Source organism: Pantoea sp. Ap-870 (assembly GCF_011752515.1).
In the GTDB taxonomy this organism is placed as follows: Bacteria; Pseudomonadota; Gammaproteobacteria; order Enterobacterales; family Enterobacteriaceae; genus Pantoea; species Pantoea dispersa.
Map to the genome: position 1 here is coordinate 299,367 of NZ_VWXG01000002.1, position 18,050 is coordinate 317,416.

The 18,050-nt window shown below is 60.9% G+C and carries 16 protein-coding genes and 1 pseudogene; 6 read left to right on the forward strand and 11 right to left on the reverse strand.

Features of this window, described 5'->3' with window-relative positions; all coding sequences use genetic code 11:
• Positions 1–366: 366 nt before the first annotated feature.
• Positions 367–1,005 carry a LysE family translocator gene (locus tag F3J41_RS07450; RefSeq protein ID WP_166710494.1) on the forward strand — a complete coding sequence of 213 codons (639 nt, stop codon included), beginning with the start codon at positions 367–369 and terminating at the stop codon, positions 1,003–1,005.
• Positions 1,006–1,120: 115 nt separating this feature from the next.
• Here F3J41_RS07450 and F3J41_RS07455 read toward each other — a convergent pair whose 3' ends face one another.
• The 4 genes and pseudogenes from F3J41_RS07455 to F3J41_RS07470 form a co-directional block, all read right to left on the reverse strand.
• Complete coding sequence (locus F3J41_RS07455) at positions 1,121–1,921, reverse strand: inositol monophosphatase (protein ID WP_021508951.1); 801 nt, start codon at positions 1,919–1,921, stop codon at positions 1,121–1,123.
• A gap of 14 nt (positions 1,922–1,935) precedes the next feature.
• The gene (locus F3J41_RS07460) at positions 1,936–2,997 is read right to left on the reverse strand and encodes an ABC transporter ATP-binding protein (protein WP_166710496.1); all 1,062 of its coding nucleotides are present in this window, start codon (positions 2,995–2,997) and stop codon (positions 1,936–1,938) included.
• Positions 2,994–5,216: an iron ABC transporter permease gene (locus F3J41_RS07465; RefSeq protein ID WP_166710498.1), complete on the reverse strand. Its 2,223-nt coding sequence runs from the start codon at positions 5,214–5,216 to the stop codon at positions 2,994–2,996. The genes F3J41_RS07460 and F3J41_RS07465 overlap by 4 nt, the downstream gene beginning before the upstream one ends.
• A gap of 89 nt (positions 5,217–5,305) precedes the next feature.
• Positions 5,306–6,334, reverse strand: a pseudogene (locus F3J41_RS07470) (ABC transporter substrate-binding protein).
• 217 nt (positions 6,335–6,551) lie between these two features.
• Here F3J41_RS07470 and F3J41_RS07475 point away from each other — a divergent pair.
• The gene (locus tag F3J41_RS07475) at positions 6,552–7,586 is read left to right on the forward strand and encodes a LacI family DNA-binding transcriptional regulator (protein WP_058759034.1); all 1,035 of its coding nucleotides are present in this window, start codon (positions 6,552–6,554) and stop codon (positions 7,584–7,586) included.
• A 1-nt stretch (position 7,587) separates the two neighbouring features.
• Here F3J41_RS07475 and F3J41_RS07480 read toward each other — a convergent pair whose 3' ends face one another.
• Positions 7,588–8,490, reverse strand: coding sequence for a LysR family transcriptional regulator (locus F3J41_RS07480; protein WP_166710500.1), 903 nt, complete (start codon positions 8,488–8,490; stop codon positions 7,588–7,590).
• A gap of 131 nt (positions 8,491–8,621) precedes the next feature.
• Between F3J41_RS07480 and F3J41_RS07485 the strand changes: the two genes are divergently transcribed.
• Positions 8,622–9,314 carry an SDR family NAD(P)-dependent oxidoreductase gene (locus tag F3J41_RS07485; RefSeq protein WP_058770308.1) on the forward strand — a complete coding sequence of 231 codons (693 nt, stop codon included), beginning with the start codon at positions 8,622–8,624 and terminating at the stop codon, positions 9,312–9,314.
• Positions 9,315–9,319: 5 nt separating this feature from the next.
• Here the strand turns inward: F3J41_RS07485 and F3J41_RS07490 are convergent, their stop codons facing one another.
• Entirely contained in the window at positions 9,320–10,249 is a 930-nt protein-coding gene (locus F3J41_RS07490) for a LysR family transcriptional regulator (protein ID WP_166710502.1), read from the reverse strand.
• A 79-nt stretch (positions 10,250–10,328) separates the two neighbouring features.
• Between F3J41_RS07490 and F3J41_RS07495 the strand changes: the two genes are divergently transcribed.
• Positions 10,329–11,150 carry an MBL fold metallo-hydrolase gene (locus tag F3J41_RS07495; protein WP_166710504.1) on the forward strand — a complete coding sequence of 274 codons (822 nt, stop codon included), beginning with the start codon at positions 10,329–10,331 and terminating at the stop codon, positions 11,148–11,150.
• 3 nt (positions 11,151–11,153) lie between these two features.
• Positions 11,154–12,515: an amidase gene (locus tag F3J41_RS07500; RefSeq protein ID WP_166710506.1), complete on the forward strand. Its 1,362-nt coding sequence runs from the start codon at positions 11,154–11,156 to the stop codon at positions 12,513–12,515.
• On the opposite strand, the gene F3J41_RS07505 is transcribed toward F3J41_RS07500, so the two are convergent.
• From F3J41_RS07505 to F3J41_RS07520, 4 genes are all read right to left on the reverse strand, one after another.
• Entirely contained in the window at positions 12,490–12,897 is a 408-nt protein-coding gene (locus tag F3J41_RS07505; RefSeq protein ID WP_058770312.1) for a DUF2000 family protein, read from the reverse strand. The two genes, F3J41_RS07500 and F3J41_RS07505, sit on opposite strands and share 26 nt — an antisense overlap.
• Before the next feature lie 35 nt (positions 12,898–12,932).
• The gene (locus F3J41_RS07510) at positions 12,933–13,790 is read right to left on the reverse strand and encodes an AraC family transcriptional regulator (protein WP_021508940.1); all 858 of its coding nucleotides are present in this window, start codon (positions 13,788–13,790) and stop codon (positions 12,933–12,935) included.
• 27 nt (positions 13,791–13,817) lie between these two features.
• Entirely contained in the window at positions 13,818–15,113 is a 1,296-nt protein-coding gene (locus tag F3J41_RS07515; RefSeq protein ID WP_132463227.1) for an SLC13 family permease, read from the reverse strand.
• Positions 15,114–15,205: 92 nt separating this feature from the next.
• Positions 15,206–16,105 (reverse strand): LysR substrate-binding domain-containing protein, encoded by a 900-nt coding sequence (locus tag F3J41_RS07520; RefSeq protein WP_152390913.1) that lies wholly within the window; start codon positions 16,103–16,105, stop codon positions 15,206–15,208.
• A gap of 97 nt (positions 16,106–16,202) precedes the next feature.
• Between F3J41_RS07520 and F3J41_RS07525 the strand changes: the two genes are divergently transcribed.
• Positions 16,203–16,973: a 2OG-Fe(II) oxygenase gene (locus F3J41_RS07525; RefSeq protein ID WP_166710508.1), complete on the forward strand. Its 771-nt coding sequence runs from the start codon at positions 16,203–16,205 to the stop codon at positions 16,971–16,973.
• On the opposite strand, the gene F3J41_RS07530 is transcribed toward F3J41_RS07525, so the two are convergent.
• Positions 16,958–18,040 carry a DUF2817 domain-containing protein gene (locus tag F3J41_RS07530; protein WP_166710510.1) on the reverse strand — a complete coding sequence of 361 codons (1,083 nt, stop codon included), beginning with the start codon at positions 18,038–18,040 and terminating at the stop codon, positions 16,958–16,960. The two genes, F3J41_RS07525 and F3J41_RS07530, sit on opposite strands and share 16 nt — an antisense overlap.
• Positions 18,041–18,050: the final 10 nt, after the last annotated feature.

Below are 18,050 nucleotides of genomic sequence, written 5' to 3' on the forward strand. Positions count from 1 at the left end.
CCCGCCAGCGTCAATAGAGCCAGTGATATTGCCACGGTTAAGTTTGTTGCTAAACCGCCAGTTGCCGGTTTTGGGTATCCACTCATTGTCTTTCCACCATAATCGGAATTTTCACGGGCCTGCGCCCAAACCAGGTTGATTTTTTTGTATTGAAACGGACGTTGTTAACGTCTCGTTAACGACTATAGTGGCATTCCCTGCGCGCAAAGCTGCGCAGGCCGATCGGCTTCACAAATCGGTTTATTTAATTGTGCCTTTGCTTACGGGTCATAGCGTTTGGTTATGGATAGCAGGAAGCAGTGTAAAAAGCCCCGGCACGCATGCTTTAATCTTTCCTTTACCGAACTCAGGGATGGTCACGACGTTATGCTGCCGTTTTCTAATGGTTTTTTATTGAGTTTATCGCTGTGTCTGGATATCGGACTCGCCAACATCGCCATGCTGACGCTGGCGATGCAGCGCGGTTATCTGCACGGTTTCTGGCTGGGCATGGGCACCTGCGTGGGCGATTTAATTTACGCCTTGCTGGCGATGGCTGGCATGGCTGTGGTACTGCAGTTTACGCCGGTGCGCTGGTTGCTATGGACTGGCGGCGGCATCTTGCTGTTGTGGTTTGCCGCTAAAATGCTTTACGCCGCGCTGGCCAAAAAAATCGACATCCCCGCAGCTGAAACCCAGCCTTATCGTTCACTGCTGCGCGAATTTCGGCGCGGCATCGTGCTGGCGATGTCGTCACCGACGGCGATTCTGTGGTTCGCCAGCGTGGGCGGCGCGCTGATAGCCCGCATCGGCCACAGCGATGCCGCTGCAACCTCATGTTTTCTCAGCGGATTTTTCCTCGCCGGGGTGGTGTGGACCTGTGTGATCTGCCTGATCGGCAGCATGGGCGGAAAGCTGTTAGGCGAGCGCCTGCTGAAATATTCGTATCTCGCCTCAGCGCTGATTTTTTGTTATTTCGCGGTGTATGTGATTTGGTCGGGATACCGCGAGTTCGTGGCGGTTTGATTCACAGCGTAATCGTTTAAAATCATGCGATTATCCAGTTAATACAGCGCAAAGCGTTGTAAGGTCGCCATGGATGGCGACCTGGAAAACGCCGCGCGGCCGTGAAATGCACCATTTAAACGCCGGCAATCCGCCTTAGCTCCGCCTGTGCACCCGGCGCCACCGCCAGCACCTGCGCGCCTTTCAACAGCCGATCGCCCTCGGTGTTAAACGGGTGATACCAGCCGCCGGCCTCTTTCACCAGACAGTAACCGGCCAGGCAATCCCACGCGTGCATATAGGGTTCGAAATAGCCCACCACGCGTCCGGCTGCCACCCACGCCAGCATCAGCGCACCAGATCCGATACGGATAAAGTTGCCACCCGCTGCCAGCAGTGACGCCAGCAGGCGGCCCACCTCTTCCGGGCTGACATAGCTATTAGCGCCAAAGCCGGTCACGTGATTTTGCAGCGTACGTGACGGATCCACCTGCAAACGGCGGCCATTCAGCGTTGCGCCCTGGCCGAGCGCGGCGACGTAGCACTCCTGATAGGTCGGCGCAAAGATCACGCCAATCACCGGTACGCCGTCATGCAGCACCGCAACGGAAACACACCAGTTTGGCATACCGTTGAGGAACGGGCTGGTGCCGTCAATCGGATCGACCACCCAGGTATAGCCTGACGTGCCCGGTTGCAGGCCGTACTCCTCGCCAAGAAAACCGTCGTCCGGGAAGCTGGCGCGAATCTGCTGGTCGATCATCTGTTCCACCTCGCGGTCAGCGCGTGATACCACATCCTGCAGGTCGTGCTTGGTTTCGACTACCAGCGTGTCACGCTGATTGAAGTAGGCCAGCGCCTTCTCCCCGCCCGCCCGCGCGACGCGTTCGGCCAGCAGCAGACGCGATTGCAGCGCGTCATTTTTCGTATCACTCATGCGTTATCCTTAAATTAACCGGCAATCAGGGCCAGACCCTGAGGTTTAAAATCAATCGCCACCCGGGCGGCCAGCGGCAGCTGCTGCTCCATCTGCGCATCGACGATAAACAGCGAGCCCAGTTCCGTGTTGACCTCGTATTCGATGTGATTGCCCAGCCAGGTGGCGTGTGTCACCTCGCCGCGTAGTGCGCCTTCAGCACCGCTGTGCAGGGTAATGAACTGCGGTCTGACCGACAGCTGCGCGGAGCCGGTCGCGACGCCGTTACCACGCACGCGATAGCGCTGCCTGCCGAGTCGCACCAGCGCTTCACTGCCTTCTACCTGTTCGACTTCGCACGGCAGAATATTGGCTTCGCCCATAAAGTCAGCGATGAACACCGAATTGGGCGCGTGATACAGGCTTTCCGGCGCGCCCTGCTGAGCAATATCGCCCTCTTTCATGACAATAATTTTATCCGACACCGCCAGCGCCTCTTCCTGGTCGTGCGTGACATACACCGCCGTGAAGCCCAGCCGCTGCTGCAAATCACGAATATCCGTGCGCACCCGGCGGCGCAGGCGCTCGTCGAGATTAGAGAGCGGCTCATCCAGCAGCAGTACCTGCGGCTCCAGCACCAGCGCGCGCGCCACCGCAATGCGCTGCTGCTGCCCGCCGGAGAGTTCGGACGGCAGCCGCTGCCCCTGACTCTCCAGCCCGACCAGTTTCAGCCCTTCGCGCGCACGATCCTGCGCTTCCTTTTTGCTCATGCCGGACGATTGCAGGCCGTACATGATGTTGTCGAGCGCACTCATATGCGGAAAAAGCGCGTAGGATTGAAACACCATCGCCACGTCGCGCTCGTTGGCTGGCAGATGCGTTACGTCTTTGCCACCAATTAAAATGCGCCCCGAAGTCGGATGCTCCAGGCCGGCCAGCAGGCGCAGCGTGGTGGTTTTGCCGCAGCCGGAAGGCCCCAGTAGTGTCACCAGCGTACCTGGCTCCACCGTCAGCGATAAATCCGGCAGCGCGGTAAAACCGGCAAAGCGTTTTTCGACGTGTTCAAACACCACGGAACCAGCAGTAATCGTGGTCATACGGCACTCTCCTGAGTTAACGAAGGGGAAGCTGGTGGCGCGGCGACGTCCACCGGGCGCGCCACGCGGCGCAGGCGACGTTCGCCCACCAGCCACTGGAACACGCCAATGATCAGCAGCATCACCACAATCAGTACTGTCGAATAAGCAATGGCGACGCCGTATTCGCCATTCTCTACCAGCCCGACGATGTAGGACGTCGCCATGTTGTACTGGGCGCTGACAAGGAAGATCACCGCGCTGATCGAGGTAATGGCGCGGACAAAGGCGTACACCAGCGCCGCGCTGATCGCCGGTTTCAGCAGTGGCAGCACCACTTTGCGCAGCGTGCGGAAACTGCTGGCGCCCAGCGTCAGTGACGCTTCATCAAGGCTCTTATCCAGCTGGCTCATCGCCGCGATACCGCCGCGCACGCCGACTGGCATATTGCGGAACACAAAGCAGGCAATCAGGATCATCGCCGTGCCGGTAATCTCCAGCGGCGGCAGGTTATAGGCCATCACATAACTGACGCCGATCACCGTGCCGGGAATGGCAAAGCTCAGCATCAGCAGAAACTCAAACGTCTGACGACCGGCAAATTTCTGCCGCACGATGAGCCAGGCGGTCAGCAGGCCCACCACGGCGGTGAGCGGTGCGGCAATCAGGGCAATTTCCAGCGTGGTCCAGAACGAGTTCCACGCCACGCCGCTCCACAGCAGATGACCGTCACTGACGCTGACGCGGAAAGCGCGCACATAGTGCTCGATGGTCAGCGCATCGTTCAGGCCCCACGACTGCACAAAGCCGCCGACCACAATCATGCCGTAGATCACCAGGGTAAACAGACCCCACGGAATCACCATGCCGTATACGCCGTAGCGCAGCAGACGCGGCAGCTGACCATGTTTGCCGCCGTCGCCCTTGCCGGTCACCGTGGCGAAGTTTTTGCCACCCAGCCACAGCCGCTGCAGCACAAAGGCGGCCAGCGTGAAGCACAGCAGGATCATCGCCAGCACCGCGGCGCGACTCGGATCGTTTTGCGCGCCTACCACCGAGAAGAAAATTTCGGTCGAAAGTACGCCGTGACTGCCGCCCAGTACCATCGGATTACCAAAATCGGCCATGCTTTCGATGAAGCTGATCAAAAAGGCATTAGCCAGACCCGGCGCCATCAGCGGCAGCGAAACGCGGCTGAAGGTGCGCCAGCGGTTGGCGCGCAGCGTTTGCGACGCCTCTTCCAGCGACGGACTGACGCCCTCCACCACGCCAATCAGCACCAGAAAGGCAATCGGCGTGAACGACAGCACCTGAGCAATCCAGATACCGGTCAGGCCATACAGCCAGCGGCCGGGCTCGATGCCAAACAGCGCCGCCAGATGCTCCGTCACTACGCCCGAGCGACCGAACAGCAAAATCAGCGCCAGACCAATCACGAACGGTGGCGTGATGATTGGCAAAATGGTCAGCATGCGCAGCGCTTTTTTGCAGGGCAGCGGCGTGCGCGTTGCCGCCAGGGCAAAGGCCAGACCCAGCAGCGTCGAACCGCTGGCAGTCATCAGCGCCAGCCACAGCGTGCGCCACGCGGTGCCGCAGGTGCCGCCTTTCAGACAGGCAAGGCTCCAGATCGACGGATCCTGTAAATTGCTGATCAAATCGTCCGGTTTGAAACTGCCGTCAACGTCCTGCACCGACACCACAAACATGCTGAGCACCGGATAGAGTACGAAGATGCTGACCAGCGCAGTCAGCAGCACCAGCGACGCCACCACAAAGGCATCGCCTTTCAGCACGCCGCGTTCGGCCAGCGCAAACGAGAACAGCAGCAAAAACACGGTCAGCAGCAGGAGCGCGCCAGCGCCCATCGCTGGCTGTCCCTGCGGCAGCGCGCCGAAGCGGTTTTCCAGCCACAGCCAGCTCCAGCCGCTGTAGCCAATCGCGTGCCCTTCCACAATCAGGAAGATCACGCCCAGCGCGCTGAACAGCAGCAGCAACCGGCTGCGCGCGCTGCCGGGCAATAAGGCGCAGGCGGCGCACAGCGCCAGCAACGCCACGGCGATCGCCAGCCATGGATGGCTGCCGATCTGCCACAGTGCCGGCGCGCTGGCTTCATCACGCCACAGGTTAAGCAGCCAGCCGCTATCGAAAAAGCCTGCTTCCAGGCTGTACCACGGCAGCAGCAACAGCGCGACGGCGCCCAGCAGCAGCGCGCCTGTCAGACGGCGATTATTTGCGTTCATGTGTTACCTCAATGCGGGATCATCGCGCCATCCTTAGCGCTGTCGGAATCGGTATGCCGCCGTGAGCGGCAGCGTCCGGCGATGCGGCATTACTGCGCGCTGGCGCCGATCTCTTTATCCCAGCGGCTCAGCAGCGCTTTACGTTTGGCGGAATCGCCGTAGGTTTTGAAGTCATAATCAATTAGTTTGATGTTTTCGAAGCGCGGCGCGTATTCGGAGATCTCTGCACTGCGGTTTGACGGCAGCTGGAAGGATTTGGCCTCTTTCATGTGCGACTGCGCTTCGGCGCTAAGCGCCCAGTCGTACCACACTTTGGCATTGGCCAGATTGCGTGCCCCTTTGACGATCGACATTGAGCCAATCTCGTAGCCAGTGCCTTCACAGGGCGCGACGGTTTTGATCGGGAAGCCGTCGACTTCCATCGCCACCGCGTCGTGCATAAACACGATGCCCACGGTGGTTTCGCCGCGCGCCGCCGCCTTCACCGGTGCCGAGCCGGATTTGGTGTACTGGGAAATATTGGCGTTGAGCTTTTTCAGGTAATCGAACGCTTTGTCCTCGCCCATGATCTGCACCAGCGTCGCCAGGGTGTTATAGGCGGTGCCGGACGAGTTCGGATTGGCAATCTGAATTTCGCCTTTGAAGGCCGGATCGAGCAAATCAGCCCAGCAGGCTGGCGCTTTGAGCTTTTTATCCGCCAGCAGTTTGGTGTTGTAGCCCCAGCCGAGCGCACCGGCATAAATCCCTACCGTACGGTAACCTGAGTTTTCCGCCTGCTTCTGCGCTCAGTCCTGCTGCTGATCGAGCAGCGGCGATTTATACGGCTGCGTCAGCCCCTCTTCCGCCGCCTGCATATGCGGATCGCCGGTACCGGCCCACCAGATGTCGGTGCGCGGGTTACGCGCTTCGCTGCGCAGGCGGGCATAGGCTTCACCCGCCGACAGGCGCACCATACTGACTTTAATATCCGGATGTGCCTGGCTGAAAATGCGCGTCATATGTTCGCACACCACCACGTCCGCCGAGCAGACCATATTGAGATTGCCAGCGGCCGTCGCGGCAAACGGCAGCGCGGTGCAACTGAGGGACAGCGCGATGGCCAGTGAGGTGTAGCGCATGATGTTCTCCTTGGTTGGCAGGGTTCCGTGCTTAACAGAGGTTTTTATTTGCACGTGTGTGCAAATTAGTAATGAACAGAAAATAGCCTGTCAAATAGCGCAATCTGCAATTGACAGGCTGTGTCACAAAAATGCAACAAATGTGATCGCAGACAAATTGCACAGCTTTGCAATTTACGGCAGACTGCTTTTCAGCCGTAATTGTGAGGAGTTGAAGATGCAGAATGACAAAGCCGGGGTGAGCGCACAGGATGTGGCGGATCGGGCGGGCGTGTCGCGATCGGCGGTCTCGCGCGCCTTTACGCCCGGTGCCAGCGTTTCTGCAGCCACGCGTGCCCGGGTGATGAAAGCGGCGCAGGAGCTGGGCTATCACGTTAACCACCTGGCGCGCGGGCTGGTGCGCAACCGCAGCGGCATCGTCTGTCTGATCGTCTCGGAAATCGCCACGCCTTACCGCGCAACGCTGGTGCGCTGGCTGACACAGTTTTTACAGGAAGCGGGCAAAGTGGCGATGCTGATTAATACCGATCGTTCCGACAACAGCGTCTCCGCCGCGCTGCTGCAGGCGATCAATTTTCGCGCCGACGCCTCCATCATCCTTTCCGGCATGCCGGATCGCACCATCACCCGCCAGTGCTATCAGCACGGTCAGCGCATCATCCTGATCAACCGCGACGAAGCGCTGCCGGGCTCGCTCAGCATCAACCTCGACGCGCAGGCGGCGGCCGAAACGGCGGTGATGGCGTTTCAGCGCGCCGGCTGTCGTCAGCTGGCGTTCGCCAATTCGCTGGCCGGTACGCCGAGCCTGATCAAACGCGAAGCGGCGTTTATCGCTGTGGCGGAGCGCGCCGGACTGACGGTCAGCGTGGAGCGATTCGGCACCACCTCGTATGAGAGCGGTCAGATTCTGGCGCATCGCCTGCTGACGCGTCATCAGCGCCCGGACGCGGTGTTCTGCGTCACCGACCTGATGGCCTGCGGTTTCATGGATGAAGCGCGCCACCGTTTCCAGCTGCGCGTACCGGAGGATTTGTGCCTGATCGGCTACGACAACATCGCGCAGGCTGGCTGGTCCTCTTACAATCTCACCACCTTCGCCCAGCCGGTGGAGCGCTTTGCCCGCGACGCCATCGCGTGGCTGACGCAGACCGAGCAGGCGGAGAGTGGTTTTACGCCGCAGAGTGAGCAGCAGCACGACACGCTACTGTATCAGGCTGATGTGGTATGGCGCGGATCGGTGCGCGGCGGCTGATCTAAGCGCGGCACACCTGCCGCACCGTGTCACGCAACCAGCGGTGTGCGGCATCCTGCTCCAGCCGCGGATGCCATAGCTGTGACACCGTCACCTCTGGCGTGGCAAACGGTAATTCAAACATCGCGAACGCCGGGTTATCTTTGATTAGCGGATGGTGCAGGCACAGCGTATGCGGCACCAGCGCCAGCCAGTCGCTGTGCAGCGTGAGCGCGACGGCAGTGGAAAAAGCGGGTACCACGGCGGCCACCTGGCGGGTAAAACCGGCGGCGAGCAGCGCCTCATGCACCGGCCCGCCCAGCTCACCACGCCTTGACGCCACGATGTGACCATATGCGGCCAGCTGCGCCAACGTCACGTCCGCGAGTAACGGATGCCCGGCGCGCACCACGCCGACGAAGCGATCGCGAAACAGCGCCTGCAGCCGAATCTCCGGTCCCATATTGCCCAGAACACCAATCTCCAGATCGACGTCGCCGCTGCGCAGCGGTCGATCATTTTTCTCTGCTTTCGGCATGAAGCGCAGCTGCACGCCAGGCGCCTGTGCGCGGACTGCGGCGATCAGCGCGCTGCCAAACGCTTCGACAAATCCTTCGTTGGTACGCAGCGTGAAGTGGCGCTGCAGTTCAGCGGCGGCAAAGCGTTGCGCGGGTGGACTCAGCAGCGCCTGCGTGTCCTGCAAAGTGGCATGCACCTGGCTGCGCAGCGCTTCGGCGTGTGGCGTCAGCACCATCACGCGCCCGGCGCGCACCAGCAGCGCATCGCCGGTGGCAGCACGCAGTCGCCCCAGCGTGCGGCTCATTGCTGACTCGCTCAGCCCCAGGCGACGCGCAGCGCCCACTACGCTGCCTTCACTGAGCAGCGCATCCAGCGCAGGAAGTAAATTCAAATCGACGGTATTCATCGCATCATCCTTATTGATTGAGCGCCATCTGGCAAGGCGTTTGCTGCAGGTTATCTATGCAGATGCTGCGCGTTCCGCCTGTTGTCATGCAAGGGTAGACTTTTCACTCACCCCAAACCCAGGAGAGGGTCATGAACAAAGCTTCCCGTGCTTTATTGATTGGTGCTTCACGCGGCCTCGGCTTCGCGCTGGCGGAGAATATGCTGCAGCGTGGCTATCAGGTGGTGGCGACCGGACGCCAGCACTCCCTTCACGCGCTGCAACAGCTGGCGCAGCGCTACCCACAGCAGCTGACGGTGGAGAGCGTGGACATCACCGTGCCAGCAGAGGTCAACGCCCTGCATCTGCGGCTAAGCGGCCAGCAGTTCGACCTGCTGCTGGTCAACGCGGGCGTGAAAAATGACGACCGCGAAACCCTTGCCGATGTGTCGACGGAAGAGTTTATTCGCGTAATGGTAACCAACGCGCTGAGCCCGCTGCGCGTGCTGGAAACCTTCAGAAACAACGTCAGCGCGCATGGCACGCTGGCGGTGATGTCCTCCGGCCAGGGCAGTCTCACCAACAACACCCATGGCAACTACGAGGTGTATCGCGGCAGTAAAGCGGCGCTGAATATGTTTATGCGCAGCTTTGCCGCGCGTCACGACGATGCGCGCACGCTACTGCTGCTGGCCCCAGGCTGGGTGCGCACCGACATGGGTGGCGCCGGGGCGCGACTAAGCATTGAGGAGAGCATCCCGAATCTGCTCAACACGGTGGAAAGCCAGACCGGACGCGGCGGCCTGCACTATCTCGATTACCTCGGCCGCGTAGTGCCGTGGTAAGCGTTTCACGCCAGCTTGCGTTCGATCAGCTGACGCAGCGTGGCGCGCAGCCAGCGGTGCGCCGGGTCTTCGGCCCGGGCGTTATGCCACAGCAGCGAAAGCGCATAATCCGGCATGCCGATTGGCACCGCCGCCGTACTCAGCCCATAGCGCTGTTGCCATGCCTGCACCAGTCCCTGCGGAACGGTCGCGAACAGCGGCAGACGCTGCAACATTAGCGGTAACACCGAGAAGTGCGGCGTGACATAACGCACGCGGCGCGTCAGTCCCTCGCGGGCTAACGCAGCGTCCAGCGCACTTTCACTCACGCCGCGATAGGAGACCAGCGCATGCTGATACTGCACGAACTGCGCCAGCGTCAGCGGTGGTGCAAGGTCAATTTGTCCACGATGCCATACCGTGCGGAAGCCGCCGCGCGCAATGTGCTCCCGCGTGAGATCGCGACTGGTTTCCTCTCCGACGGTCACCACCACGTCAGCCTGCTGCTGCTCCATCAGCGGAATGGCCTGCCACGGATCGGCAGCCACCACCCGGATATCAATATTCGGAGCCGAGTCGGCCAGCTGCAGCAGTAAATCGGGCATCAGCCAGTGCTCGAGCCAGTCGCTCATGCCGAGCGTAAAACTGCGGCTATCGTGCGCGGCATCAAAGCGATCGGCAGTGAAAATAACGCGATGGACGCTCTGCAGCAGCGGTGCGATCTGCCGCACCAGCTGCTCTGCGCGCGGCGTGGGCGTCATGCCTTGCGAGGAACGCACGAACAGCGCATCGTCAAACATTGCCCGCAGTCTTTTTAATGCCGCGCTGACCGCCGGCTGCCCCAGATAAAGCCGGTTTGCCGCCTGCGTTACGCTACGCACGTCATACATGACCAGTAGCACAATCAATAAGTTAAGATCGATTCTACTGAAATCATTTTCATTGATGCTTTTCATGATTTTAATCGATTTAAATAATGAAATAGCCCTCAGTATAGTGACCTGCAGTAACAGGCACCACGCTTTAGGAGGCAATATGACCCTGCACATAGGTGAATGCAGCATTGATAAAGTGATCGAGCAGACCAGCTCACTCCCCTTCGCTGCGCTGTTTCCGGCACACCGCGAGACGATGAGCGACACGCTGGCACAGCAGCCGGCAGAGATATCCATCCATAGCTGGGTGGTGCGCACCGCTCGCGACACCATCGTGATTGATACCGCAACGGGCAATGGCCGTAACCGCGATAACAAGCCGCTGTTTCACCAGCTACAAACCGCGTGGCCGCAACGTCTGGCCGAAGCGGGCGTCAACCCTGATGAAGTGACGCTGGTGCTGATGACGCATATCCACACCGATCACGTCGGCTGGAATACCTGCTGGCGCGCTGGCCGCTGGCAGCCGATGTTTCGTCATGCGCGTTACATCTGTTCAGCGCGTGAACTGGCACAGTGCCGCAGCATGCCGTCAATGCAGGCGCTGTATCACGACAGCCTTGCGCCGCTGCTGGCGAGCGGCCAGCTGGAAACTATTGATGTGCAGCACTCCCCGCTGTTTGCCGGTGTGCTGCGCTATATGCCGACGCCGGGCCACAGCGTCGATCATGCTTCAATTGTGCTGCAAAGCGCCGGTGCCCACGCGGTATTTAGCGGTGATGTGATGCATCATCCAGTTCAGTTTGCACATCCGCAATGGAACTCAGTTTTTTGTGAGGATTTACCACGCGCCGTAACGTCACGTCAGTTACTGATAGACTGGTGCATCCGCCATCAGGCACTCTGGTGCAGCTCACACTTTGCCGGCAGTTCGTGCGGCCAGGTTTCGCCAGAGCGGCTATGGATTCCTGTGGAGGCCTGAACCATGCAATACGCTGATTACCTCACCGCGTCGCTGGGGGATATGCAACAGGCGCTGGCCCAGCGCCGGGTGAGCGCACGCCAGCTCACCACGTTTGCGTTGCAGCGCATTGCTGACGTAGATCAGCCGCGCTACAACGCCATCAGCTGGCTGTTTGCCGATGACGCGCTGGCTGCGGCCGCTGCCAGCGATGCCGCACGGCAGCAGAATGCGCCAGTTGGCCCACTGGCCGGTATTCCGCTGCTGATTAAAGACAACATTGAAGTCAAAGGCTGGCCGACCAGTGCCGGTTCGGCGCTGCTGCGCGACGTGATTGCCAGCGAGGATGCACCGCTGGTTACTGCTCTGCGTCAGGCTGGCGCAATCCTCATCGGCAAAACCACCATGCATGAACTGGCGGCAGGCATCACCGGCGCGTCGTCGCTGAGCGGCTTCACCCATAATGCCTGGCAGCAAGGCCGTTCTTCGGGAGGTTCAAGCAGCGGTTCAGCCGTGGCGGTGGCCGCAGGCTTCGTGCCGCTGGCGATAGGCAGTGATACCGCCGGATCGGTGCGCATTCCGGCCGCATTCAATGGCCTGTTCGGCTTACGTATGACGCGCGGTGCACTGAGCAGCGCTGGCATCGTGCCGCTGTCGCCCACCCAGGATATCCCCGGACCGCTGGTGCGCTACGCGGCTGATTTGCGGCTGATCAGTGAAATACTCACGGGCCAGCGCTTTTCCCGTCCCGACCGGCCGTTGCGCATCGGTATCTGGCAGGAAGGATTTGCCGCAGAGGAAACGGAGATTAACCAGGCGGTGCAGGATGCTGTGGCACCGTTTCAGCCGCGCATGCTGAGCTGGCCGCAGCTGGAGATGCTGGCGACGGAAGCCAATATCATTGCCTATGAATTTGCCGACGCGCTGGCCGCCTGGCTGGCGGATAAACCGCAGGCACCGCTGCGCACGCTGGCGGCGATTGCCGCGTCAGGGCGCTATCATCCCCAGCTGGAGGCCACCTTCAAAACCCGCGCGCAGCATGCCGGCATGCAGAGTGACGGCTATCGCGAGGTGCAGCTGCGCCAGCAGAGGCTGTATCAGCAGCTGGCGCAGTTTTTTCAGCAGCAGCAGATCGACCTGCTCGCTTATCCGGTAGTCCGCCATCCGCCAGTGAAGCATGGCGAGTTGCAGCCTGGCAGCAACGCGCTGATCTCAGCCGTCACCGGCGCACCGGCAATCAGCATTCCGGTCGGCCTGAGTACGGAAGGGTTACCCATCGGCCTGGAGCTTCTGGCGCTGCGCGACCGGGAAGATGTGCTGTTAATGGCGGCAGAACAGATTGAACAGGCGCACCCGCCGTTCAACCGTGCAGCGCCAGCCCTTTGATGGCTTTATCCACCGCCTTTTTCGGGCCGCGCAGCGCGATGCCAACCAGGTTGAGATTATCAGCATCCTCGGCCAGAAACACCGCGCGGTTGGCGGCATCGTGGCCGGTGGAAAACATCGCTTCAACGTAAGGAATCAGCGTTAGCTCGCGCTCCACGCCCTGGCGATGCGCCCGTTGCAGGCCGGCCAGATCGGCGGCAAACACCAGCATCGGCTGGCCGGCCATGTTGCCGTACTGACGACCGAGCGCGTCGACGTAGGGTTCACCCATCATCTCCGGCGCGGCCGCCGCTATGCCGGTCGCCAGAAAAGCCACCACATTCAGGCGCTGCCAGGTGGCTAAATCATCACGTACGATCAGGGCAATTTTGGTATCAAACATCTGTCAGAACTCTCCGCTGAGGATTAAAAATCCCATCATCGGATAGCCGGCAGAGAGCGGTATAGAACGTTTGTGCACTGGCGCTGATAGGCGGCGGGCGTCAGGCGATAAGCACGCTGGAACCAGCGGCCAAGGTGGCTTTGGTCGGCAAAGCCCACCTGCGCTGCGACCTGCACTGGCTCAACGCCCTGTGCCAGCAGCGCACGCGCGCTACGCAGCCGCAGCCGTACCAGATAAGCGTGCGGCGACTGGCCAAAAGCCTGCTTAAACTGGCGCGTCAGGCGGAAACGATCGATGCCGGACAAGCGCGACAGATCGTCCAGCCCGATGTCCTGCGACATAAAATCGTGCAGATAGTCACGCAGCAGATGCATCTGCCGCTGGGCGTCACTGAGCTGCACGCCGGGTTTATTTTCCAGATGCCGGGACAGCAGTGTGAGCAGATGATCCAGGCTCTGATCGCGCGCCAGTCGCCCTTCCCGCTGATGCACTGCAAACCATGCCTGCTGAATCGCACTGGCCAGCTGCGCATCATCGGTGAGCGTGGAGCGAAACGCCCCCTGAATATTCGCCACATCGCCCAGCCCGCGGCGCTGCATCATCTCCGCCACCCAGGGTTGCGGCAGATAAAGCATCACATAGGTAAAACCGGCGGCATCAGGCGCGTGACCATCGTGTACCGCGCCCGGCTCAATCAGAATAGCGCGACCAGGCGTGCTGGTGTGCAGCGCGCGGTGACAGTTAAAGCGCTGCAGCCCCTGCTGCGTCACGCCGACCAGCAATTCGTCGTGGTCATGCGGATCGTAAGCGTGGCCGCAGAAGTGCGCGTTAACACTTTCGATGCCCGTCTCCTCATCGCGACGGAAATCTACCCAATCGTTAGTAGCTGACATAGCGAATTCGTGACCTCTGACGGCGTATCAGGCATAGCCTAGCAGCCGGAACCACAGATAATCCAGCGGTAACAGCAGCAGCGCGCTCAGCACAAACACCAGCAGGCACAGCTGCAGACCGGCTCTGGCAGGCACATTCCCCAGCCCCATTGCCACCACGATGGGCGACGCCTGATATGGCAGCAGCGGTGTGGCGTAGGCAAAAACCTGCAACATCACCACGCTCAGTAGCGGAAAGCCCGAAGCGGCAGCCAGCTCCTGCGCCATCGGCGTGACCATCGCCGGCACGCCGTTGGCGGTGAGCACAAAATTCAGCAGCGTCACCAGCGCATTGAGCACGGCAAAATTACTGAATGACGGCGAGTCATGCAGCGGCAGCAGGTGAAGCAGTGCATTGGCGATGAGCCGCCCCAGGCCAGAGTCCACCACCACCGTGGCGACGCCGAGAATGCCGGCGATATAGATGCAGGTGCGAAAATTGACGCCGCTGGCAAAATCGTCGCCCGAAAGGAAGCCCACGCGCGGTAACAAACACAGACACGCCGCGGCCAGCCCGACCCACGCAGCGGATAAGCCGTGCAGACTGTCGGTCATCCACAACAGTAGAGTGACGGCCAGTAGGGCAATCAGCCGCCATTCGCGCCCGCTGAGCGCCGGCAATGCTTCCCGCGTTGCCACCGGCTGCGGCTGAGCGCGGAACAGCAGCGTAATGCAGGCAACCAGCAGAATACCTTTGCCCAGCCCCACCACCGGCATGTGCAGCAGCCACCACGGCAGCCATTGCAAATGCAGCTGGTACGCGCTTTCCGCCGCGCCGCTCAGCACCAGGTTTGGTACGTTGGCGGGCAGAATACTGGCAGAGAGTTGAAAGGTGCCGAAGCCCACCGCCAGCGCCAGCCCAATGCTGCCGCGACTGCCCGGCCGGATACCGGCCCGCTCGCCCAGTGCCAGCACCACCGGCATCAGCAGCGCGATGCGTCCCATGTTCGACGGCATCACCAGCGCCAGCAGATAACTCAGCAGCACCGTGCCCGCCACCATCCGCGGCCAGCTCTGGCTGAACGGCACCACCAGCCAGTTGGCCCAGCGTTGGGCAAGGCCCACTTTGCGGATCGCCGCGCCCAGCACAAAACCGCTCAGCACCAGCCAGAACGCTGAGGAGGCAAAACCGCTGAATACGCTGCTGGCTGGCGCTATGGACAGCAGCATCGCCGCCGCAAAAAACAGCAGCGCGGTAAGGTATTCCGGCAACCGCGCCAGCGCCCACAGCAAAATTGTGATGCTGACCACCAGCGTGGTCAGCCAGAATGAGGTATCAATCATCGTGCCTGAACTCCCTTTCTTCGCAACTGCGCACAAAGCGCATCAGCATAGGGCAATCCCTGTCGCAGAACGCTGCGGCAGTTAACAGTTTGTTAACTCGCCAGCTGCGTTAGCCACTGAATCAGCGCCTCGCTGCCGGGCTGACTGCGGGAGCGCTGTGGCCAGGCGAGGAAATAGGGTTTGCTCAGCGGCAGGCTGAGCGGATCCACCACCTGTAGCGCGCCGCGCGCCAGTTCGCCGGCAATCAGACGACGCTGTCCCAGCAGCACGCCGACCCCGGCTACCGCCGCGTCGATGGCCAGGGAGGTGAGATTAAAACTGAATGCCGGCTGGACCGCCGGCTCCATGCTGCCTTTGGCCTGAAACCAGCTGCGCCAGTCGGGCAGAAAGCGCCCTTCATTGCCCCAGTCCAGATGGATCAACGGCGCCTGGCTGAGCAACGATTCGCCCGGGTAACGCTGGATCAGCGCCGGACTGGCGACCGGCAGCACCTCGTCACAGAACAGCCGTTGTTTGTCGAGTTGCGGGTAGCGATCCTCACCAAAGCAGATGACAAAATCTGCCGGTGTGGCGCTGAAATCCACCGGCGCATGAGTGCCGTGCAGGCTGAGATCGCAGCCCGGGCAGTGAGCCCGCCAGGCGGTGATATTCGGCAGCAGCCATTTCGACGCCAGTGCCGGCAATGAATAGAGCGTCAGCTTTGGCATGCTGGCCGCATGGCGCAAATTTTGCTGCCCCAGATGCAGAATGTCGAACGCTTCACTGACGTAGCGCAGATACTCTTTGCCGGTTTCCGTCAGCATCACGCCGCTCTGGGTACGCACAAACAGTGCGCTGCCCAGCTGCGCTTCCAGCTGACGAATTTGCTGGCTGACGGCAGCCGGCGTCAGCGCCAGCTGTGCGGCGGCTTTCGCCAGGCTACCAAGTTCCGCCGCCACTTTGAACGACTGAATCACGCTGATTTTCGGCAAACGCGACGCGGGTGCAGGCATTAAGGTTTCCTTAGCAAGGCGTTAAATATTTATCGTTAGGCATCAACATATCAGGCCGTTACAGTCTCTACACCTGCCAACTCAGAGAACCACCGCGATGTCTGCTTTGATTCGATTTGATTTGCACCCACTGGCCGACGCCGACTGGCGTCGGCACTGTCGCCAGCAGCTGGAGCAACACGGCGCGCTGGTGCTGCGTCAGTTTTTGCAACCGGCTGCGCTGCAGGCGATCGTGACTGACGGGCTGGCCCAGCGCCATCTGGCTTACCACACCGTCAGCAAGCACAACGTCTATCTGCTGAAGCCGGACGAGGCGTACCGTGCCGATCATCCGCGCAATCGTGACGTAATCAGCACCAAAGGCTGCATCACCGACGATGTGATTGCAGCGGAATCGCCGCTGCGTCAGCTGTACAATGACGAACTGTTTAAACGCTTTCTGTGTGATGTGCTGGACGAAGACGCGCTGTATCCGTATGCCGACCCGCTGTCGTCGATTAATCTGCATTATGCACCTGACGGCCAGGAACTCGGCTGGCATTTTGACAACTCCTCTTTCGCCATCACGCTGCTGGTGCAAAAACCGCGCGGCGGCGGGGTATTTGAGTATGTAAAAGATTTGCGCGATGCGGATGCCGGCGAGATGAACTACGACGGCGTCGCCGCCGTGCTCGATCAGCGCCAGCCGGTCGAGGCGCTGGAGATTGATGCCGGTGACCTGGTGCTGTTTCGCGGGCGTAATTCGCTGCACCGCGTGACGCCCACCGAAGGCGATGTCACGCGTATGCTGGCGGTACTGGCCTACAACACCCAGCCCGGTATCGCGCTGTCCGAAACCGCGCGCATGACCTTTTACGGCCGGTTATAAGCCACCAGCCCGCGCCAGCCGCGCAGGAAAATCTGCCGGGTACGAAACGCAGTTAAGGCGCGCCAGTCTTCATCGGCGGGCCAGAACCCCTCCACCAGCTGCTGCTTCAGCGCGCGTCCGGCGTGGCTTGCCGGATCGCCCTGCAGATGCAGCCAGTGATCGTCGCGCACCCGGCGGTGCATCTCCTCACCCGGATAAGTGCCGCACTCCACCACCAATGGCAGCAGCTGCGTGTCAGGCAGCGACGTCAGCAGAAACTGCGAGACATAGCCCGTTGCCGTGGCAGTCACCCCGGTGTCGCTGTCGCGCCCGGCGCCGGTAAACAGCAGCGTCAGCCACTCATCGTATAACGACTTGCCCCAGTCATGCGCCGGATAGCGCTGTTCAGCAATCGCCAGCAGCATCGGATGGCCCCACGCGCCGGCACCGGTGTGCAGGTCGAAACTCAGGATGACCTGCGCCTGACGCAGATGCTGTTCAACGATGGAGTGCAGCGTGCGGTGCGACCAGGCCGGCTGCTGCCCGCCATAAAACAGGCCATCTGCTGCCTGATATTGTCCCGCTTCCACTACCCGTTTTAGCGCCGGCCAGCCTGACTGCTGCAGTGTCTCCGCCAGCAGCCGATCGGCATGTGCGCGGTCGCCGTGGTACAGATCGTGCCATAGCGCATAGTGCGGATTAGCGGGTGCGGGCTGGCTGAAATCGATGAAATTCCGGTTGAGATCGATATTGTCTTCATTGACGCGCCGCAGATGCGCAGCGCCCCATGGATTTAGCAGATGGACCAGCACAAGGGCGCAGTCGGGCGGTAACGCGGCGACATCGAAGCTATCAAGCCAGGCGATCTGGCTGTCTGAACCGTAATAGCCCTCCACACCATGTGTGCCGGAGAGAATCAGCATGCGTTTGGGAGCCGCCGGATCGCCGATCACCGCAACGTCGGTGTACAGCGCGGCCCCGTCGGGCGCGGTCAGCGGATGGCGATAGGCAGTCAGCGCGCCGTGCTGGCGCGTGACGGCGGCCAGGAATCGCGCCCGCTGCTGGGTATAATCAGGGAGTAAAGACATGATTTTCCTG